This is a genomic window from Idiomarina sp., assembly GCF_048265525.1.
Classification (GTDB): Bacteria; Pseudomonadota; Gammaproteobacteria; order Enterobacterales; family Alteromonadaceae; genus Idiomarina.
In genome coordinates this window covers 73,748-92,554 of record NZ_JBLXBI010000002.1, presented here as the reverse complement: position 1 = coordinate 92,554, position 18,807 = coordinate 73,748, and the positions used below count along the sequence as shown (strand labels likewise).

The 18,807-nt window shown below is 48.8% G+C and carries 19 protein-coding genes; 8 read left to right on the top strand and 11 right to left on the bottom strand.

Going from position 1 to position 18,807, the window contains the following annotated elements:
• Positions 1-154 precede the first annotated feature (154 nt).
• Genes aroE through dprA form a run of 6 tightly spaced genes read right to left on the bottom strand, consistent with a single transcriptional unit; the run spans position 155 to position 4,512 of the window.
• Positions 155-994 (bottom strand): shikimate dehydrogenase, encoded by an 840-nt coding sequence (gene aroE, locus ACN0TF_RS05960; RefSeq protein WP_417441173.1) that lies wholly within the window; start codon positions 992-994, stop codon positions 155-157.
• Complete coding sequence (gene hemF / locus ACN0TF_RS05955; RefSeq protein WP_417441172.1) at positions 991-1,905, bottom strand: oxygen-dependent coproporphyrinogen oxidase; 915 nt, start codon at positions 1,903-1,905, stop codon at positions 991-993. Before hemF ends, aroE begins: the two co-directional genes overlap by 4 nt.
• Positions 1,898-2,458 carry an L-threonylcarbamoyladenylate synthase gene (locus ACN0TF_RS05950; protein ID WP_417441171.1) on the bottom strand — a complete coding sequence of 187 codons (561 nt, stop codon included), beginning with the start codon at positions 2,456-2,458 and terminating at the stop codon, positions 1,898-1,900. The genes hemF and ACN0TF_RS05950 overlap by 8 nt, the downstream gene beginning before the upstream one ends.
• Positions 2,459-2,485: 27 nt before the next feature.
• On the bottom strand, positions 2,486-2,998 hold the full coding sequence (locus ACN0TF_RS05945) for a topoisomerase DNA-binding C4 zinc finger domain-containing protein (RefSeq protein WP_417441170.1): 513 nt from the start codon (positions 2,996-2,998) through the stop codon (positions 2,486-2,488).
• Positions 2,998-3,471: a DUF494 family protein gene (locus ACN0TF_RS05940; protein WP_011233284.1), complete on the bottom strand. Its 474-nt coding sequence runs from the start codon at positions 3,469-3,471 to the stop codon at positions 2,998-3,000. Before ACN0TF_RS05940 ends, ACN0TF_RS05945 begins: the two co-directional genes overlap by 1 nt.
• Before the next feature lie 3 nt (positions 3,472-3,474).
• The gene (gene dprA / locus ACN0TF_RS05935) at positions 3,475-4,512 is read right to left on the bottom strand and encodes a DNA-processing protein DprA (protein ID WP_417441169.1); all 1,038 of its coding nucleotides are present in this window, start codon (positions 4,510-4,512) and stop codon (positions 3,475-3,477) included.
• A 62-nt stretch (positions 4,513-4,574) separates the two neighbouring features.
• Here dprA and def point away from each other — a divergent pair, with 62 nt between their 5' ends.
• Genes def through trkA form a run of 4 tightly spaced genes read left to right on the top strand, consistent with a single transcriptional unit; the run spans position 4,575 to position 8,747 of the window.
• Complete coding sequence (gene def, locus ACN0TF_RS05930; RefSeq protein ID WP_322406623.1) at positions 4,575-5,099, top strand: peptide deformylase; 525 nt, start codon at positions 4,575-4,577, stop codon at positions 5,097-5,099.
• Positions 5,099-6,049 (top strand): methionyl-tRNA formyltransferase, encoded by a 951-nt coding sequence (gene fmt, locus ACN0TF_RS05925; RefSeq protein ID WP_417441168.1) that lies wholly within the window; start codon positions 5,099-5,101, stop codon positions 6,047-6,049. The genes def and fmt overlap by 1 nt, the downstream gene beginning before the upstream one ends.
• Complete coding sequence (gene rsmB / locus ACN0TF_RS05920; RefSeq protein WP_417441167.1) at positions 6,046-7,374, top strand: 16S rRNA (cytosine(967)-C(5))-methyltransferase RsmB; 1,329 nt, start codon at positions 6,046-6,048, stop codon at positions 7,372-7,374. The genes fmt and rsmB overlap by 4 nt, the downstream gene beginning before the upstream one ends.
• Positions 7,371-8,747 carry a Trk system potassium transporter TrkA gene (gene trkA, locus ACN0TF_RS05915; protein WP_417441166.1) on the top strand — a complete coding sequence of 459 codons (1,377 nt, stop codon included), beginning with the start codon at positions 7,371-7,373 and terminating at the stop codon, positions 8,745-8,747. Before rsmB ends, trkA begins: the two co-directional genes overlap by 4 nt.
• Here the strand turns inward: trkA and ACN0TF_RS05910 are convergent.
• The 3 genes from ACN0TF_RS05910 to ACN0TF_RS05900 are packed head-to-tail and all read right to left on the bottom strand — an operon-like array spanning position 8,744 to position 12,673.
• The gene (locus tag ACN0TF_RS05910) at positions 8,744-9,361 is read right to left on the bottom strand and encodes a YigZ family protein (protein ID WP_417441165.1); all 618 of its coding nucleotides are present in this window, start codon (positions 9,359-9,361) and stop codon (positions 8,744-8,746) included. The two genes, trkA and ACN0TF_RS05910, sit on opposite strands and share 4 nt — an antisense overlap.
• Positions 9,354-10,712, bottom strand: a complete 1,359-nt coding sequence (pepQ, locus tag ACN0TF_RS05905) for a Xaa-Pro dipeptidase (protein ID WP_417441164.1) — start codon at positions 10,710-10,712, stop codon at positions 9,354-9,356. The genes ACN0TF_RS05910 and pepQ overlap by 8 nt, the downstream gene beginning before the upstream one ends.
• Before the next feature lie 11 nt (positions 10,713-10,723).
• Positions 10,724-12,673, bottom strand: coding sequence for a transglycosylase SLT domain-containing protein (locus tag ACN0TF_RS05900; protein WP_417441163.1), 1,950 nt, complete (start codon positions 12,671-12,673; stop codon positions 10,724-10,726).
• 135 nt (positions 12,674-12,808) lie between these two features.
• Here ACN0TF_RS05900 and fadB point away from each other — a divergent pair, with 135 nt between their 5' ends.
• From fadB to tusA, 3 genes are all read left to right on the top strand, one after another.
• Entirely contained in the window at positions 12,809-14,965 is a 2,157-nt protein-coding gene (gene fadB, locus ACN0TF_RS05895; protein WP_417441162.1) for a fatty acid oxidation complex subunit alpha FadB, read from the top strand.
• A 20-nt stretch (positions 14,966-14,985) separates the two neighbouring features.
• The gene (fadA, locus tag ACN0TF_RS05890) at positions 14,986-16,149 is read left to right on the top strand and encodes an acetyl-CoA C-acyltransferase FadA (protein ID WP_417441161.1); all 1,164 of its coding nucleotides are present in this window, start codon (positions 14,986-14,988) and stop codon (positions 16,147-16,149) included.
• Positions 16,150-16,419: 270 nt separating this feature from the next.
• Positions 16,420-16,659, top strand: coding sequence for a sulfurtransferase TusA (gene tusA, locus ACN0TF_RS05885; RefSeq protein WP_417441429.1), 240 nt, complete (start codon positions 16,420-16,422; stop codon positions 16,657-16,659).
• 18 nt (positions 16,660-16,677) lie between these two features.
• Here the strand turns inward: tusA and ACN0TF_RS05880 are convergent, their stop codons facing one another.
• Both ACN0TF_RS05880 and ACN0TF_RS05875 read right to left on the bottom strand, forming a co-directional pair.
• A complete protein-coding gene (locus ACN0TF_RS05880) occupies positions 16,678-17,169 on the bottom strand; it encodes a GNAT family N-acetyltransferase (protein ID WP_011233272.1) in 492 nt (163 codons plus the stop codon).
• Between the two features lie 16 nt (positions 17,170-17,185).
• A complete protein-coding gene (locus ACN0TF_RS05875) occupies positions 17,186-17,785 on the bottom strand; it encodes a DNA-3-methyladenine glycosylase I (RefSeq protein ID WP_417441160.1) in 600 nt (199 codons plus the stop codon).
• A 93-nt stretch (positions 17,786-17,878) separates the two neighbouring features.
• Between ACN0TF_RS05875 and glyQ the strand changes: the two genes are divergently transcribed.
• On the top strand, positions 17,879-18,799 hold the full coding sequence (gene glyQ, locus ACN0TF_RS05870) for a glycine--tRNA ligase subunit alpha (RefSeq protein ID WP_317498365.1): 921 nt from the start codon (positions 17,879-17,881) through the stop codon (positions 18,797-18,799).
• Positions 18,800-18,807: the final 8 nt, after the last annotated feature.

Sequence of the window (18,807 nt, the reverse complement as noted above, 5' to 3'; positions counted from 1 at the left end):
CTTGTCCTGAAATGGAAGGAAATGCCTCAAAAGCAGGTCAGACAGATTACCATAAAATCAGCAATGATCTACTGACAAATTCAGTTTTTTTATAACCTTTTGTTCCTCATTTTTCTTTACTTATAAAAAGCAAAGAAAACCCCTTTTCAATCAATCAACTAGAAGTCCGCATTTCGGCCATAACAAATGCAGTATCGGGGCGTTCGCCTCCCATCCAAAGTTGGTAAGATGACGCAGCCTGCTCAATCAACATGCCAAATCCATCGCTGACATTTTTGCAACCGGCCTGCGTCAGTTGATCCATAAATACCGTTGGTTGGTCTGCATACATTAAGTCATAGCCAGAGGCATTTTCGGATAGCAGCGGGGGTAGTATTAAACGCTGTCCATTCAAACTGCTGCTGGTGGCGTTAATTAGCAGGTCTATAGGCTCGTCAATTTCAGACGCAGACGAGAGTACCTGAATTCGGTTCGCTGCAACAAGCCCCAGTGTCTCTAGCTGAGATTTAAGCATTTCGGCTTTCTCTGCCGTTCGATTAACCAAATACAGACACCGCGGCTTTTGCTCCAGTAGAAGAGGTATTATGCCACGTGCTGAACCTCCGGCACCAAAGACAACAAGTGAGCGCTCACTTACCTTAAAACCTTTATTTTTAAGGTCAATGATCAAACCTTCTCCGTCAGTATTATCACCTAACAATTGACCATTGCCGTAAGGAATTAAGGTGTTCACCGCCCCCGCTAACCGCGCACGATCGGACAGTTTAGTAACCAAGGATGCAGCCTGCTGTTTAAATGGTAAGGTGACATTGGCACCCTGCCCGCCATGGCGGAAAAATTCAGCAATCCGGCGGGGAAAATGCGCAGGCGTAGATAAATAGCGTTGATAGTTAATTGAGTCCTGCCGAGTCTGCGCAAATAACGCATGAATACGCGGGGACAGGCTATGCGCTATAGGGTTCCCGAATACGCCCAGGCTGGTCACTGATTTCATACTGACAGCCAGTCTCTGGGTTTTAAATAATACTCGGTAAGCTGTTCTTCCGCAGAGCCCGGCTGAGCTTGCCAGTCGTATTCCCAACGCGCCAGCGGTGGCATCGACATTAAAATAGACTCCGTTCTGCCCCCGGTTTGCAGACCAAACAAAGTTCCCCTATCCCAGACCAGGTTAAACTCCACATAACGCCCGCGGCGATATAGCTGGAAGTCTCTTTGTTGCTGAGTATAAGCTAGATTTTTGCGGCGCTCGACAATAGGCAGATAAGCTTTGGTGAAAGCATCTCCCACTGCTTTTATAACCGAAAAGCACTCGTCAAATGAACGGTCGTTAAGGTCGTCAAAGAATATACCACCCACACCGCGCGCTTCGTCGCGATGCTTAAGGAAAAAGTAATCATCGCACCAGGCTTTATACTCCGGATAGAGCTTTTCATCGACGCTATCGAGCGCGTTTTTCGCCTGTTGATGCCATTCAATAATGTCTTCGTCAAAAGGATAAAACGGCGTTAAATCAAAGCCGCCGCCAAACCACCAGACAGGTTCTTCACCTTCTTTTTGCGCAATAAAAAAACGCACATTCATATGGACCGTCGGCACCATAGGGTTTTCCGGATGCATTACCAGAGAAACACCACAGGCATTGAAGTCGCGACCTTCCAGCTCTGGTCGATGTGCCGTTGCCGAGGCAGGCATCTTCTCGCCGTACACGTGCGAAAAACCCACACCACCCTGTTCAAAAACCGCACCGTTTTTTATGATCCTCGAGCGACCGCCGCCGCCTCCTGGCCGGTCCCAGCTGTCTTCCTGAAAGCTCTGCTCACCGTCCGCCTGCGCCAACTGCTGACAAATAGCATCCTGCAACGACATCAGGTAACTTTTTACCTGCTTCAAGTAATCATTATGCATCGTCTCTGACAACCTGATTATTTAGTGGGTTTATAATGCGAGTAGGGTTCGCAGCTCCACCGGTGCTTTCATCCATTATCCAGTCCACGCTGTCACCAAATTGCTGACGAACTTCTGCCGCGGTTCGGGCGGGTTCCTGCCCGGTTAAATTGGCGCTGGTAGAGACTAATGCATGGCCCAGTTCGCGGCACAGCGCTCTGGCAGGTTCATGCGCGGTCACGCGTACAGCGATGGTATCGCGACCGCCCGTCAATAAGGTTGATACGCCTTTTCTTACCGGCAGAATTAATGTAACCGGCCCCGGCCAATGTGACAAAACGCTGAAACGTTTGTCCTGCGCAATAGCGGAGTCTTCAACATAGGGAAGTAACTGACTGTAATCGGCGGCAATTAATATAAGACCTTTCTCGGCAGGTCGCTGTTTCAGGCTTAATAGCCTCTGCACAGCGACTTCATTGCGGGGGTCGCATCCCAGTCCAAATACCGCCTCGGTCGGATAGGCAATAATGCCCGTTTTTATAGCGCTGTGCGCTGCTTCCCATGTATCTGCCATAATCACTCCTCAACTCAATGAGTCGGATTATAACGCGTCCGACTTATAGTCGCATTGCTTTTGCGGGCAGACTTTGCGAATTCCGGCAGCGGTTTTCTTTTTCACCAGCAGCGGGTACTGGCATTTGGGACAGGTTTCATCGACCGGAGGCTGATTCACGGTAAATTCACATTTCGGGTATTGGTCGCAAGCATAGAATACGGTACCGCGCCGCGATGTTTTTTGGTGTAACTGGCCTTTGCCGCATTCAGGGCAGCGAATCGTCTCTTCTTCCTCAACGTTCGGTTCAGTAACGAACTCACATTCAGGAAAGCCACTGCAGCCAACAAATAAGCCATAACGGCCGCTCTTTAACTGCAATTCTTTACCGCACTCAGGACAGGGAACGCCGAGATCTTCGGGCTCAATTTCAGATTGCTCCCGAAGGCCTCGTTTATAATCGCAGTCCGGGTAACCGGTACAGCCTAAAAAGCTGTTATGCCCAACATGTTTAATAACCAGTGGTCGCTCACAACGGGGGCAGCGCTCATCTGATGACATTAATGCAGGGGTCCTTCAGCTTCCTCAAACAGCAAACCTTCCATTTGGTCGTACGCGGCTTCCTGGCCCGGAACATTAAACAGCACCATAAGTACAACCCATTTCAGGTCATCCAGAGTAAAGTTCGGCGTTTCCAGTTCCATCACACGGTCAATGACTACTTCTCGTGTAGCAAAATCAAGCACACCCAGATTTTCCAGGTACATCAGAAAACCCCGGCTTTGGCTGTCCAAACGAGTCATCTCTGCCGCGGTATAAATACGGGTAGACTGCTGCGGAGCAACATCCAGATAAGACTTGGTTTCCATTTGCTGCAAATCGGCCAGGCGTTCTAACCACGCCAAAGCCTTCTGGATTTCCTGATGACGGAAACCAGCCCGGGTAAGTTCATTGGTTAACTCATCGTGATCAACTACAACTTCCATTTCCGAATGAATGTAGTTTTCAAACAAGTACATGAGGATATCAAACATACTTTAGCGCCTCCCCACTTTGATATAACCGCCTGGTACGGCTGCCACTAGCCCTTCTAATTCGAGTAACACTACTTTCTCCATGACTTCAGCAACCTCGAGTCCGGACAATTGTACCATGTCATCAATTGTTCGTGGCTCTGAACTCAGACTAGCGAACAATCGATTGTTTGCCAAGCTTTCATCGCGACATTCTGTATCACCTTCTATGGCAACCTCAGTATCGTCAACCGAGAACCAGTCGAGAATGTCCTGCGGCGTATTAATTAACTTAGCGCCCTGTTGGATTAACCAGTGGCAGCCCTGATGCTCCGGCAGCAACACAGACCCCGGCACCGCTCCAACTTCACGCCCTTCATTCAACGCGTGTATTGCTGTTGAAAGCGAACCGCTTTTGCGTGCTGCTTCAACCACTACAACGGCCTGACTGATACCACTAATAATACGGTTACGGCGGGGAAAATGATCGATTCGCGCGGTCTGCCCGGGCGGAAATTCGGAAATCAGCAGCCCCTGATGCGCAATAAAATCCTGTAAGGCTTTGTTTCTTCTTGGGTAATACTGATCGATACCAGTACCTAAAACCGCTATGGTTTTTCCTTTTTCGGCTGCAGTTTTATGTGCTTGAGCGTCAATGCCCATAGCCAAACCACTAACCACCACAACACCCGCCGCCACTAAGCGCTCGCTAAACCAGTCAGCAATTTGTAACCCACTGTGAGTGGCTTTGCGGCTGCCAACAATAGCCACACTCACCCCCTGCAGCAGCTCTTTACGGCCCCGGTAATAAAGTAACCAGGGCGGATTAGCTATGGCTTTTAACGCAGTTGGGTAATCTTCACTAAAGTAAGAAATAACGCCCTGATAGTCACTACGACACCAGCTTTCAGCGGCGTTTAACCAACGCGGCTCTACCGGTTTTAGCGATTGTCCCCATCGCTCAAAAATGGCTTCCCAGTTCTCACATTCCCGAGCAGCTTTCTGTACCTTGTTTGATGCGCGTGTCATCCCCATTAATACACATAATTCCTGTGTGTTCACAGACTGTCCTTGACCTACCAATTTAAGGTAAACTAAGGGTAGATGAAGAATTGGAGGTTCTAATGGCAAAAATGACGGTTCTGCAATATCCGGACGAACGTTTGCGCAAAGTCGCACAGAAGATTGAAAAGGTAGATGACAATATCCGCTCGGTTATCGACGATATGTTTGAAACCATGTACGAAGAACAAGGCGTAGGCCTTGCGGCAACCCAGGTTGACGTGCACAGACGGCTGTTTGTTTCTGATTGCAGCGAAGATCAAAACGAACCGCTGGTGTTCATTAACCCGGAAATTACCGAAGCGGAAGGCCACTTTAAGAACGATGAAGGCTGTCTGTCGTTTCCCGGCGTTTACGCAAAAGTTGAACGCGCTGAGAAAATTACAGTGACTGCACTGGATAAAAACGGTGAGCGTTTCAGCCGTTCGGCTGAAGGGCTACTGGCTATTTGTATTCAGCATGAAATGGATCACTTAGACGGTAAACTCTTCGTCGACTATTTGTCGCCACTAAAACGCGAGCGCATTCGCAAAAAGCTTGAGAAAGAGCAACGTTTAGCCGAGAAGCAAGCGGCGGAAGCACAATAATGCGAATTGTCTTTGCCGGTACTCCGGACTTTGCAGCACAACACTTACAGCAACTACTTGATGAATCTCATCAGGTAGTGGGTGTTTATACGCAGCCCGACAGGCCTGCAGGACGAGGTAAAAAGCCACAACCCAGTGCAGTTAAAAAGCTCGCTCTTGAGCACCAGCTTCCTGTTTATCAGCCCGAGTCTTTAAAGTCGGATGAGGATCAGGCTGCACTAGCCGAGCTAAAACCTGACGTTATGGTTGTGGTGGCTTATGGCTTACTGCTTCCGCAGGCGGTATTGGATATTCCCGCAAAAGGATGCCTGAACGTACACGGTTCTTTGTTGCCCCGCTGGCGAGGTGCCGCTCCAATTCAACGCGCGATATGGGCTGGCGATTTAGAATCCGGTGTCTGCATTATGCAAATGGAAGCCGGCCTGGATACCGGTCCGGTGCTGCACGAAGAGCGCTGCGCTATCAGTCCGGACGAAACCTCGGCTTCGCTTTATCACAAGCTTGAAAGCCTGGGGCCTAAGGCGTTAGTGAAAGTACTAAAGGATCTTGGCGGCTATCAGAGTCAGGCTAAACCGCAAAGTGACGACAATGCCACCTATGCGAAAAAACTGACCAAGCAGGAAGGTAAAATAGACTGGACCCAACCGGCTGCCTTTATCGAACGCTGCGTACGAGCTTTTAACCCCTGGCCAATGAGCTGGTGCCAGTCAGAAAATTTAAAAGCCGGACAGAACACACTAAAAATTCACGCGGCCGAACTTATTCAGGGCGCAAGTAATAAAGGTCCGGGAACTATTATGAATAGCACGCACGAAGGCATCGACGTGGTAACCGGGGACGGTATTTTACGTATAACTCAAGCGCAGATGCCGGGCAAAAAAGCTCAGCCAGCCAGTACCTTAGTAAACGGCTACAGTAATGTCTTTAGCCCGGGACTGGAATTACAATGAGCCGGCAGAAAAATTCAGAAAACGGTGGCCAGGGAGCAACTAGCCGAGCCGCCGCTGCAACCGCCCTCTTTCATGTGCTAGAAAAAGGCGAGTCGCTTTCCGCGGCCTTACCCCACGCCACCGATAAACTATCCGATGCAGACAAACGTCTTGCCAGTGCAATTAGCTACGGTGTTTTAAGAGTTCTGCCCAGCCTTAACAAAATGGTTGGGGCTAAACTGGATAAGCCACTTAAAGGTAAGCTTAAAGTATTGCACTACTTACTACTGGTAGGTGCCTATCAGCTTTATTGTCTTCGCATTAAAGACCACGCTGCCGTTAGCGCCACAGTAGAAGCGGCGCGTATTCTGGGCAAACGTAACCACAAAGGCCTGGTAAACGGTATACTGCGCCAATTACTGCGCGAAGCACCAATCGCAGATGAGTCACAGCAGCGCGAGTTACCTGTTGACGCGATGCAAAATCATCCGCGCTGGTTGTTTGATGCGATTCAGGCAGACCACCCACAACAAGCCAGCGACATTCTTTTAGAGAACAATTCACACCCACCCATGTGGTTACGCGTGAACCGTCGTTTTTTCAATCGCGATGACTATTTAAGACAACTGGAAGACAGTGGTATTGCTGCCGAAGGCGACACTCTGGCTGACGATGCTATTCGGCTGCATTCACCTGTTCCGGTTGAAAGGCTTCCGGGGTTTGACCGGGGACACGCATCGGTTCAGGACCGCTCGGCGCAGCTTGCTGCCGACTACCTGAATGCAGAAGCTTCCCACCGCGTACTCGATTGTTGCGCCGCTCCGGGAGGCAAACTGTTGCACTTGCTTGAGCGAAACGACTTTGAACAACCAGTTCAGGCTATTGATATCGATGCTAAACGTCTTGAGCGAGTATACGAGAATCTGGAACGCGCCGGCTTAAGTGCCGTAGTTCATTGCGCCGATGTTGCTGCAACTGATGACTGGTGGGACGGCGAGCAATTTGATCGCATACTTTTGGATGCCCCCTGCTCCGCTACAGGCGTGATACGCCGCCATCCTGATATTAAATGGCTGCGTCGCGCCGAGGACATTAATGAACTCGCGCAATTGCAAAGCCAGATACTAAATTCGCTTTGGCCTCTACTTAAACCCGGCGGACAGCTGCTTTACGCAACCTGCTCTATTCTAAGCCAGGAAAACCAAACTCAAATTGAGTCTTTTCTAAAACAGCAATCGGGTGCTAGTCTGATACCTATTAATGAAAAGCAGAAAACTCTGCAACTGCTCCCGGGTGAACATAACGGGGATGGTTTCTTTTACGCGAGATTGAAAAAAGTCGAATGAAAATTATCATACTCGGTGTTGGCCAGGTTGGCGGCACATTAGCAGAAAATCTGGTTGGCGAACGCAACGATATCACCATAGTTGATACCAACAACGATTTACTGGACGATTTGCAGGATAAGTATGACCTGCGGGTCGTCGTTGGTAACGGAGCGCACCCTGATGTTTTACGCCGCGCGGGTGCCGACGATGCCGACTTGCTTATTGCAGTAACCAACAGCGACGAAACTAATATGATTGCCTGTCAGGTTGCTTATTCCATATTTAATACGCCAAAGAAAATAGCCAGAATTCGCTCCGAAGAGTACATCCGCTATAAAGACCAGCTTTTTCACAATCAGGATGCGCCAGTTGACCACATCATTTCACCGGAACAACTGGTAACCAGCTATATTCGTCGGCTTATTGACTACCCCGGCGCACTGCAAGTTATGGAATTTGCCAACGGACGAGCCAGCCTGGTCGCGGTAAAGGCCTACTACGGCGGAAAGCTCGTTGGCCATGCTATCTCAACACTGCGGGAACATATTCCCAATATCGACACCCGGGTTGCGGCTATTTATCGTCAGGGCAAGCCTATACGCCCTACCGGAACCACAATCATCGAAGCCGATGATGAAGTCTTCTTCATCGCTGATACTCGCCACATTAGTACCGTAATGCAGGAACTGCAAAAGCTGGAAGACAAGTATCGCAGAATAATGATTGTTGGTGGCGGGAACATTGGTGCCGGTCTGGCCAAACAACTGGAAGTTGATCACCGGGTTAAGCTAATAGAGCGCTCAGAAACCCGCGCGGAAGAGCTTTCGCAACGCCTTGAGCATACCTTAATATTCCGCGGTGACGCGTCCGACCAAAAGTTGCTGGAAGAAGAGCACGTTGAAGACATCGACGTATTTATTGCGGTTACCAACGACGACGAAGCGAATATTATGTCCGCCATGCTGGCTAAACGTATGGGCGCCCGTAAAACCATGGTGCTTATTCAGCGTAGCGCCTATGTTGACTTGGTGCAGGGAGGCGAAATTGATATTGCCATTTCACCGCAACGCGCCACAGTTTCAGCTCTACTAACTCACGTACGCCGTGGCGATATTGTTAACGTTTATTCACTGCGAAAAGGTGCAGCCGAAGCTATTGAGGCAATTGCACATGGTGATGAAGACACTTCCCGAGTGGTGGGTAAAGCCATTAAAGATATCAAGCTTCCGCCGGGAACCACCATTGGTGCGGTTGTCCGCGGACAAGAAGTACTTATGGCGCACAGTGAAACCATTATTCACTCAGACGACCACGTGATTCTTTTCTTGCTGGACAAAAAGTACATTGATCAGGTTGAAAAAGTCTTCCAGCCAAGTGCTATGTTCTTTTAGTCCATTTCTTTTAACTGCACTCGGCCACGGGTGGCAGCCTGTAGCTTCTTCTGTAACGCCCCAACATTTACGGGGCGTAGCAACACCTTAAGCCGCACACTCTCTTCATACTCCGAAGATTCCATTTCAGCATTGGCCTCAAGCAAAAGCGGCTCAACATCACCCTGATCGGTATAAGCAAAATTTAACTGAAAGCGTTGTTTAAAAACCCTTTGCTCTTTTTCAAGTTCAGCTAATGCGGCGACTGTCGCGTCGGTATAGGCTCGTTGAAGTCCGCCCGTTCCCAGCTTCACTCCACCAAAATATCGCACAACTATAGCGGTAACCTCACCTACACCACGATTTTGTAGCGCCATAAGCATAGGTCGCCCTGCCGTTCCGGAAGGTTCGCCGTCGTCGCTGTAAGCCATACTTTGACTGTTGTTAGGCGCAGAAAAAAGCGACGCAGAACAGTAGTGAGAGGCTTTGGGCCAGCGCTTTCTTATGACCGCCAGAAACTCAGCGGCGCTATCGGCGTTTGGCGTATGTGCCAGGCACGCAATAAAGCGACTGCCTTTAACTTCTATTTCGACTTCCTTTTCCGAAGCCGGAATGTCGTAATCCTGATCATGCAAGACGGGTAACCTTTTTCACGTAAGCATCTAAAGCAGTTTGGCGTGTAAGGTTATCATTTCGCTCCCGGTAAACCACAATATTATCCTCAACTCGCACGCCACCAAAGGGTTTAAACTCATCCACTCGGCGCCAGTTAATTAAATGCTTATTGCGTGAATTCGCGAGTTTCTGCAGCAAAGGTTCAATAAAGTAAACTCCGGGTTCAATGGTATAAACCTGTCGAGGCTCTACGGTACGAGTGGTTTTTAACGTAAGGTGACCACTAGGTGGTGCTATTGGCGTGCCCCTTTCATCAGCCTGCGCAGCACCAACGTCGTGCACCTGCAAGCCCAAGGGGTGCCCTAAGCCATGCGGAAGAAATACCGTGGTTATACCGTCTTCAATCATTTGTTCAGGACTGCAACTGACAAAACCAAAAGCAAAAAGCACATTAGCAATTTGTTCATGAGCCAACTGGTGCAGCGCAGGGAATTCAACGCCCGGCTTCATTTTATCAATTAAAGCCAATGTAATTTGGTCAAGTGCAGCTATCAGCTCTTCGTACTCATTGTGTTGCTTAGACCAGGTGCGACTAATGTCGGCGGCATAACCGCAAACTTCGGCGCCAGCATCAACCAGCATCGACTTGAGTGAACCAGAAACTTTCTTATCAGGCATCCAGTGATGCAAAACACTGGCGTTTTCATTTTGTCCAATAATGTGATTATAAGGCACTTCGTTCTGCCCTTGCCGAGTAGCCGCCATATATTTCAGCAGACAATCAAACTCCGACTCACCGTTAAAAAAGGCGTCAGCGGCCGCAATATGGCCTTTAGCCGCAATATGGTTTGCCTGGGTCAAACAGGCAATTTCATAGTCGGTTTTAAACAAACGATGATAATGAAAGAAGTGGAGCACGGGGTCTGGGTTTATATTTTCAAAGCCCAAAGCCTTGGCAACCTCAATATGTTCACCAAGGTAAGCTGCATTTTTCTTATCGTAAGGAAGCAGTTTTTCAATGGCCTCTGGCGAATTGATGTGTTCCACGTGGAACTCTTCTAACCAGGGAGCACCCTCGAGGCTTGCTGTCGTATGCCAAAAGTCCGGAGAACTTAATAAAACTAATGTCGGTCGAGTGTTCGGTTTTAGAATAACCCAGGCATTAGGCAGCTGAGTTTCCGGGCACCAGGCTTTAAAGTGAGGATTAGCTCGAAAAGGATAATTCATATCATCCAAAAACCAGCGCTTTTGCTGGCCCGAATGAATGGCAACTAAATCTAAGTTTTCTCGTTTAAAAAGTCGCTCAGCACGAGTCTGAAGCTGCTTTATATGGTCAGGAAACAACGGCCACAAATCTGCTATCGCAGTCATATTGGATCGCCTTATTCAGTATCAACAATTGTCATATCAACAACTTGCTCAAACAAATTATCCTCGTTACCACCCAACATCCTATAAATTTGCTGATAACTCAATACTGCTTTTACATAATCTCTGGTTTCATGGTATGGAATGGTTTCGACCCACACATCGGCAGCAACAGGCTCGCCAGGTAACCACTCTTTAACCCGATAATAGCCTGCATTATAGCTTGCCGTAGCTAATAACCAATTATTCTCAAAGCGGTGTTTCAGTCGACTTAAGTAGTCAGTGCCCAGGCGCACATTAACAGCGGGGTCGTTCAACCGCCGCCAACTATTATTTTTAGTGTCCAGTTGCTTTGCGGTACCAGGCAGAATCTGCATTAGTCCCCTTGCACCGGCACTTGAATACGCATCGTGTCGAAAATTACTTTCCCGGCGCGTAATAGCTAAAGCCCAGTTTTCATCAATTCCGGCGGCTTGTGACGCCCGCCCTAGTATATCTTTGTAGGCTAAAGGGAAACGAATGCCTACAGCGTCAAAGTGCCCTATTTGCGCTAATGTCCATATCGCCTGATCGTGCCATCCCCATTCGCTGGCGAGATATGCCGCAACTTTCTGCTCTTCGCCATCAAGCTGTGTTAATAGATGGTTCCATTCACGCCGGGCGTCGACCCACCGCTCCAATTGAATCAGTTCGTATGCACGTTGCACGCTAGGATGATTACGAATTTGCTCAAGCTGAACAACACTGACTTCGAGTTTTTCCTGCTCGAGACTCACAGGCTTTTGCAACCGCGCAGCCGCTAGAAAACCGTAGTAATGTCGCTCATCTGATAAATCTTCATACAGCGCTTGTGCGGCCAAGGCATTGCCGGTTACCTCCTGTGAGCGAGCCAGCCAGTAACGCCATTGATTACCCTGCCGAATGGCAACGGGCAGGCTTTGAATTGCGTCTCTCAGGCCTTCGTAATCCTTATCTTTAAGATAACTCGCCAGGCGCCACTGTAAAACTCGTTCATTTAACGCGTTGACCGGAACGCGGTCATGCCAGACACGAGCTTCAGGATGAGAGTTTAAGCTTAATGCAACAGCAAATTCTTCAGCAATGCGGCCCTCTTGCTGTTCGGTAAAGGACAGTTTTGAATTCAGCTTTTTATAGCTTCGCAAAGCAATGTTTTCATCACGCCAAACCAGCTTAGTTAAAGCATAGGTGACTATTTGTGCCTCTTTTCCAGGATAGCGTCCCTTGTACCATGTGTCGTCTTCTATAGCAGCGGGTGAATACCTCACCTTGTGATAAAACTCACCCAGATACTGCTGTAACTCAGGCAATAAACCGGTTAAATACGGAAGCAGAGTCGGGTTACCGTGCTCAGCAGCCAATTCCAGTCTTTCCCACACTTTGTCTTCAGTGCGCCCACCCAACTCTTGCCATTCGTCCAGAATTGGGTCACAGGCAGACGGAAGCGAAAACCCATGCTTCCAGATAGCGTCCACTTGGCGTCGAAAAGGCCCGTCTTCCAGACCTTTTTCACGCTGCGACTCTATAAATTGACAGCGATGAGTTAAGGTTCCCGGATGCCGGAAGTCCCGGATAAAGCGTGAATATTCTTTCTGCCCTGCCAAATAAGTAAGCCAGGGTTGTCTTAGCTGCCAGTCGAGGGGGGTCTTTTCATACTTTTCGAGAAAAGCCAGAACGCGGTCTTCATTGGCCAGGTATCCAATTTGCTCAAGTCGAGCCAGTTCCAAATATGGCACCAAAGGGTAATCTTTCAGCTTTTTAAGTAATAGCCGGTACTCACCCAGGCGACCACGTTTAGCCGCGTACTCTGCTTTTTTGAATAGCTCACGCTGCTGCTCCCGTTGTTTTGTATCAACAGGTTCAGACTGAACCGCACCAATGCTTAACAGGGACAACACGAAAAACAATGGCGCACTGTAACGTATGATAAACGACTGCTTTTTCATTAATTCAAACGCATGTTTAAATAACCGTTGAAAAATTGGCGTATTCGCGCCAAACTCTGTCTACCTTAACCCAAAGCTATATCAGAATCAGTTTCTTTATAGCAACAAATTAATGGAAGTCGTGGGAGACCCAAGATGATCTATCAAGGTGAAAGCATTCGGGTCGATTTTATCGAACCTGGTTTCGCAGAATTACAATTTGATGCGAAAGGCTCGGTTAATAAATTCGACCAGGCTACATTAGAAGAATTCAGTGAAGCACTGACAAAATTACAAAACACTAACGACCTGCGCGGCGTCATTGTTACCAGCAGCAAGTCGACCTTTATTGTCGGCGCTGATATTACCGAGTTCCTGACACTGTTCTCTGATCAGGAAAAAACCCGCAGCTGGGTGGCAAAAGCATCTCGCGTATTTGACCAATTGGAAGACCTGCCTGTACCAACGGTTGGTGCGGTAAAAGGTTTCGCATTAGGCGGCGGTTGTGAAGCATTGTTAGCCTGTGACTACCGTGTTGCGGACACCACAGCAACTATCGGCCTGCCAGAAGTTAAACTGGGCCTTATCCCGGGCTTTGGCGGCACCATGCGTTTACCTCGCGTGATTGGTCCGGACAACGCGCTTGAGTGGATAACCACAGGTAAAAACAACAAAGCCCTTGATGCACTAAAAGTCGGCGCTGTAGATGCAGTTGTTGAACCAGAAAACCTGACTAAAGCCGCTCTTAACTTGGCAAAAGATGCAGCCGCCGGTCAACAAGACTGGAAAGCGAAGCGTCAGCCAAAACTTGAACCATTAAAAGCTAACGACACTGAGTTGATGATGACTCTGGTGACCGCTAAAGGCTTAATTGCAGCGAAAGCAGGCAAGCACTATCCGGCACCGCACAAAGCGTTAGAAGCCATTGAAAACGGTGCCCGCGAGCATCGTGAAGGCGCACTAACAGCTGAAAACAACGCGTTTTTCGACCTTACCCAAACCGAGGCATGCCAGGCACAGGTCGGTATCTTCCTGGCGGATCAGGCAGTTAAAAGTAAGTCGAAAAAATACGCTAAAGCAGCAACCAAAGAAATTAAGACAGCAGGTGTTTTAGGTGCCGGCATTATGGGCGGCGGTATCGCTTACCAGTCAGCGCTTAAAGGCGTACCGGCTGTTATGAAAGACATTAAGCAAGACGCTTTAGACTTAGGCATGAAAGAAGCCGGCAAGATCCTGAAGAAAGGTGTCGAGCGCGGTAAAGTTAACAGCGAGAAGATGATTAAAATCTTGTCTTCTATTACGCCTACATTGCTGAATGACGCAGTCAAAGACGTCGATATTGTCGTAGAAGCCGTTGTTGAAAACCCGAAAGTTAAAGGCTCGGTGCTGGCTGAAATTGAAGGCGTAATTGGCGATGACGCCATTTTGACTTCAAATACTTCGACGATATCTATTACTGAACTCGCTAAGAACCTGAAGCGCCCTGAAAAATTTTGCGGTATGCACTTTTTCAACCCGGTACACAAAATGCCATTGGTTGAAATTATCCGTGGCGAGAAAACCTCAGATGACACCGTTAATGCGGTAGTCGCCTATGCGCTTAAACTTGGCAAAACCCCTATCGTTGTTAACGACTGCCCTGGCTTCTTAGTTAACCGCGTATTGTTCCCTTACCTGGCAGGCTTTGCCGGCATGGTTGATGAAGGCGTTGATTTCGTCGGGATCGACAAGGTTATGGAGAAGCAATTCGGTTGGCCAATGGGCCCTGCTTATTTGAGCGATGTGGTCGGTATCGACACAGCTGATCATTGTACCGTTGTTATGGAAGCGGGCTTCCCGACCCGCATGAAGCGCGACGAGTCCAGCGCCATTGCTAAACTGGCAGCTGCTGAGCGTTACGGTCAGAAAAACGGCAAAGGCTTCTATGTTTACGGCACCGACAAAAAAGGTAAGCCAACCAAAGAGGCAGATCCAGCCACTTACGAGCTATTAGGCTGTGAGCAAGGCAAGAAACTGGATGCTGATGAAGTCATCGCACGTTGTATGATCCCTATGGTGAACGAAGTAGTTCGCTGTCTGGAAGAAGACATTGTTGGCTCTGCTGCCGAGGCAGACATAGCGCTGCTTTATGGCTTAGGCTTCCCTCCATTCCGTGGCGGTCCTTTCCGTTATTTGGAAACGCTTGGCATGGACAACTTTATTCAACTGGCAGACAAGTACGCGCACCTGGGTGAAATTTATCAGGTTACCGACGGCATGCGCGAAATGGCTAAAGCCGGTAAATCTTACTTTGACACAACCAGCGCGAAGTAAGGCTTGAGGAGGTTATTAAAATGAAAGACATCGTCATAGTAGATTGTATTCGTACGCCAATGGGGCGTTCAAAAAATGGTGTTTTCCGCCATACTCGTGCCGAAGACCTCTCAGCTGCGCTGATGAAGGGCTTACTTGAGCGTAACCCGGAAGTTGACCCGGAAGAACTGGAAGACATTTACTGGGGTTGCGTACAGCAAACCTTAGAGCAAGGCTTTAACATTGCGCGTAACTCGGCGCTTATTGCTGGTATTCCGCATAAAGTGGCCGGTGTAACGGTTAACCGTTTGTGTGGCTCTTCAATGCAGGCATTGCACGACGCTACGCGCGCTATTATGAATGGCGACGGCGATATCTTTATGGCCGGAGGTGTTGAGCACATGGGTCACGTACCAATGACTCACGGAATCGACTTTCACCCGGGCATGAACAAGTCTGTTGCAAAAGCCTCAGGCAGTATGGGCATGACCGCTGAACTATTGTCTCGTAAGTTCGGTATTACTCGTGAGCAACAAGATGCCTTTGGCGCACGCTCGCATAAGAAGGCGCATGAAGCGACCGTTGAAGGCCGCTTTGCTAAAGAAATTTATCCAATTAACGGCCACAATGCCGACGGCGAACTGGTTCGTGTCACAGAAGACGAAACAATACGTCCGGAAACAACTTCAGAAGGCCTCTCACAGCTTCGCCCAGTGTTTGACCCGGCCAACGGTACGGTAACCGCAGGTACTTCGTCAGCCTTGTCTGACGGCGCCGCTGCCATGTTGGTTATGTCTGCTGACAAAGCCAAAGAGCTGGGTCTGACGCCACGTGTTAAAATCCGTTCAATGGCCGTTGCAGGTTGCGATCCGTCCATTATGGGTTACGGTCCGGTTCCGGCAACAGAAAAAGCGCTGAAGCGTGCTGGTGTGTCTATTGACGACATCGACGTTGTTGAACTGAACGAAGCCTTTGCCGCACAGTCACTGCCTGTACTTAAAGGTTTAAAACTGTTCGACAAGATGGAAGAGAAAGTGAACCTGAACGGAGGTGCTATCGCTTTAGGTCACCCATTAGGCTGTTCTGGCGCTCGTATCTCAACGACGCTAATCAACTTAATGGAAGAGAAAGATGCGAAGCTTGGCCTAGCCACTATGTGTATCGGTTTAGGTCAGGGTATTGCGACTGTGTTCGAGCGCGCATAAGGAGAAACTGAGGCAGCTGAGTAATTTTACTGGCCGGATCAGCAAGTGAAGAGCGGTTGGGTGGATTGACCCGCTGTTAATTGGCGCCGGATGCTCAGAAACTGTCTGCAGCCATGGATGGCTGCAGCCAAGCCCCCAGGGATGGGTTTACGGCGTGTTTCTGAGCATCCGGCGTCAAATAAAAGGGGCGAGCCGTCCTGCCGCTCCTCACTCTTCCGCGAGCAAAGTGTTAAACTACCCAGCTGCCCCATTAATCTCTACTTGAACATAATGACTCAAATTACCTGCGACAAAGAACTCGATACCTTAGGCCTTAAATGCCCGGAGCCCGTTATGCTGGTGCGTGCGGCTATTCGTAAAATGGATGTTGGTCAGGTTTTAATGATTATTGCGGATGACCCCGCAACAACCCGGGATATTCCGGGCTTTTGCGAGTTTATGGAGCATGAATTGGTTGGTTCTGAAACCGAAGAAATCCCCTACCGCTACTGGGTTAGAAAATCTCATTAATAGCCTGATGCTTAGATGTCAGGCTTTGTCTTTATTCAAGTACATTTCCCAAAACTCGGCCTGACCTACGTCACCTAATTCATAAGGTGCAAAGCCGAAGTTCTCATAGGCTTTTTTCGCCCGGTCATTGTTCTCAAGCACTTCCAGTGTCAGCTTCACGCAACCGCGAAATTCCGCCAGCGTTTTCACTTCTTCAAGAAGTTTACGCGCAACACCCTGTCCCCGGTACTCTGGAATGACGGCTATGTCATGAATATTCATTAACGGTTTTGCTGCGAAGGTTGAAAAGCCTTCTACACAGTTTGCAACGCCAATCGGAGTGTCGCCATCGTAGGCCAGCAAAGAAAACACATGGTCTCGTTTTGCCATTTCGTCTATCAAGCTTTCCTTAACGTCATCAGATATGCCCTCACCGCCACCCATTGGGTCTTTGGCATAAGCGTCTAACATAGCAATAACGGCATTACGGTGTTTGGGGTTGCTATAGTCCGCAAGAGTAATTTCTATCATTCTTCCTTCGCTCATTTTACAACGTAAACTGTTTCATTTGGTCAGCAACAGGCTGATAGCAATGACAGCTAGTAACATGGTCGTTCACCATACCAACTGCTTCCATAAAAGCATAGCAAATGGTCGGTCCGACAAACTTAAAGCCTTCCTTTTTTAACGCTTTTGCCATGCTTTGGGAAGCTTCTGTTTCTGTTGGGATCTCACTTTGCGTCGAGTACGCATTAATAATCGGTGAGCCACCTACAAACTCCCACAGCCACTGCTCAAACTTAACGCCCTTTTCTTCTAACCTTATATACGCTTCAGCGTTAGTAAAAATGGCATCAATTTTGGCCTTGCTACGGATAATATCACGGTTGCTGTACAACAATTCACGATCAGCGTCACTCATAGCCACAATAGCTTGTGGATCAAAACCTAAAAAGGCTTTCTCGTAACCTCTCTGTTTGCGCAGAATAGTTAACCAACTGAGTCCCGCCTGCTGCCCGTCCAGACACAATTTAGCAAAAAGTTCTATCGGGTCGCTTACCGGACGCCCCCAAACATTGTCATGATAAGCGCGGTAGTCGTCAGCAGATTCACACCAGGAACACCGTTCTGGCTGATTATTTGTCATGCCTTCCCCTATAACCAAGGCGATTCAGAGGGTATAATCTACGCATATTTTTCGACCTTCGGTCAACCACAAATAACAAAGCAGAGAATGCGTATGTCGACGTACGATGTGAAAACCTTTCAGGGGCTTATTCTTGCTCTTCAGGATTACTGGGCTCAGCAAGGCTGTGCCGTGGTTCAACCACTGGATATGGAGGTTGGTGCGGGTACCTTTCATCCAATGACCTTTCTGCGCTCATTAGGTCCGGAGCCAGCCAGTTTTGCCTATGTGCAACCCTGCCGCCGCCCGACCGATGGCCGGTATGGTGAAAACCCGAACCGCCTGCAGCACTATTATCAGTTTCAGGTCATTATGAAACCATCGCCTAAAGACATTCAGGAACTTTATCTGGGATCTTTAGAAATGCTGGGCTTTGATACACTAACTCACGACATACGCTTTGTAGAAGACAACTGGGAATCACCTACTCTGGGCGCCTGGGGTCTGGGCTGGGAAGTCTGGCTTAACGGTATGGAAGTCACTCAGTTTACCTACTTCCAACAAGTCGGTGGTTTAGAGTGTCGTCCTGTGGCCGGAGAAATCACCTACGGCCTGGAGCGTTTGGCTATGTACATTCAGGGTGTGGACAGCATCTACGACCTGGTCTGGACTGACGGCCCACGCGGTAAGATCTTGTACCGCGATGTTTTCCATCAGAACGAAGTTGAACAGTCGACTTACAACTTTGAGTACGCCGATGTTGATGTGCTTTTCCGTCGCTTTGACGACTGCGAAAAAGAATGCGAACTGTTAATTGAAAAGTCTCTGGCTTTACCCGCGTACGAGCAGGTTATGCGCGCATCTCACGCCTTTAACTTGCTTGATGCCCGACACGCTATCTCTGTAACCGAAAGACAGCGCTACATACTTCGAGTCAGAACCATGGCAAAAGCCGTTGCCGAAGTCTATTATCAGGCGCGCGAAGCTCTTGGCTTCCCTTTAGCCGACAATAAAAACAAACCAGCAGCGAACTAAGGAGAGCG

Excerpts from the sequence above, each read along its gene's own strand:
- aroE (WP_417441173.1), bottom strand. The coding sequence starts at position 994 with ATGAAATCAGTGACCAGCCTGGGCGTATTCGGGAACCCTATAGCGCAT.
- hemF (WP_417441172.1), bottom strand. The coding sequence starts at position 1,905 with ATGCATAATGATTACTTGAAGCAGGTAAAAAGTTACCTGATGTCGTTG.
- ACN0TF_RS05950 (WP_417441171.1), bottom strand. The coding sequence starts at position 2,458 with ATGGCAGATACATGGGAAGCAGCGCACAGCGCTATAAAAACGGGCATT.
- ACN0TF_RS05945 (WP_417441170.1), bottom strand. The coding sequence starts at position 2,998 with ATGTCATCAGATGAGCGCTGCCCCCGTTGTGAGCGACCACTGGTTATT.
- ACN0TF_RS05940 (WP_011233284.1), bottom strand. The coding sequence starts at position 3,471 with ATGTTTGATATCCTCATGTACTTGTTTGAAAACTACATTCATTCGGAA.
- def (WP_322406623.1), top strand. The coding sequence starts at position 4,575 with ATGGCAAAAATGACGGTTCTGCAATATCCGGACGAACGTTTGCGCAAA.
- fmt (WP_417441168.1), top strand. The coding sequence starts at position 5,099 with ATGCGAATTGTCTTTGCCGGTACTCCGGACTTTGCAGCACAACACTTA.
- rsmB (WP_417441167.1), top strand. The coding sequence starts at position 6,046 with ATGAGCCGGCAGAAAAATTCAGAAAACGGTGGCCAGGGAGCAACTAGC.
- trkA (WP_417441166.1), top strand. The coding sequence starts at position 7,371 with ATGAAAATTATCATACTCGGTGTTGGCCAGGTTGGCGGCACATTAGCA.
- pepQ (WP_417441164.1), bottom strand. The coding sequence starts at position 10,712 with ATGACTGCGATAGCAGATTTGTGGCCGTTGTTTCCTGACCATATAAAG.
- ACN0TF_RS05900 (WP_417441163.1), bottom strand. The coding sequence starts at position 12,673 with ATGAAAAAGCAGTCGTTTATCATACGTTACAGTGCGCCATTGTTTTTC.
- fadB (WP_417441162.1), top strand. The coding sequence starts at position 12,809 with ATGATCTATCAAGGTGAAAGCATTCGGGTCGATTTTATCGAACCTGGT.
- fadA (WP_417441161.1), top strand. The coding sequence starts at position 14,986 with ATGAAAGACATCGTCATAGTAGATTGTATTCGTACGCCAATGGGGCGT.
- tusA (WP_417441429.1), top strand. The coding sequence starts at position 16,420 with ATGACTCAAATTACCTGCGACAAAGAACTCGATACCTTAGGCCTTAAA.
- ACN0TF_RS05880 (WP_011233272.1), bottom strand. The coding sequence starts at position 17,169 with ATGATAGAAATTACTCTTGCGGACTATAGCAACCCCAAACACCGTAAT.
- ACN0TF_RS05875 (WP_417441160.1), bottom strand. The coding sequence starts at position 17,785 with ATGACAAATAATCAGCCAGAACGGTGTTCCTGGTGTGAATCTGCTGAC.
- glyQ (WP_317498365.1), top strand. The coding sequence starts at position 17,879 with ATGTCGACGTACGATGTGAAAACCTTTCAGGGGCTTATTCTTGCTCTT.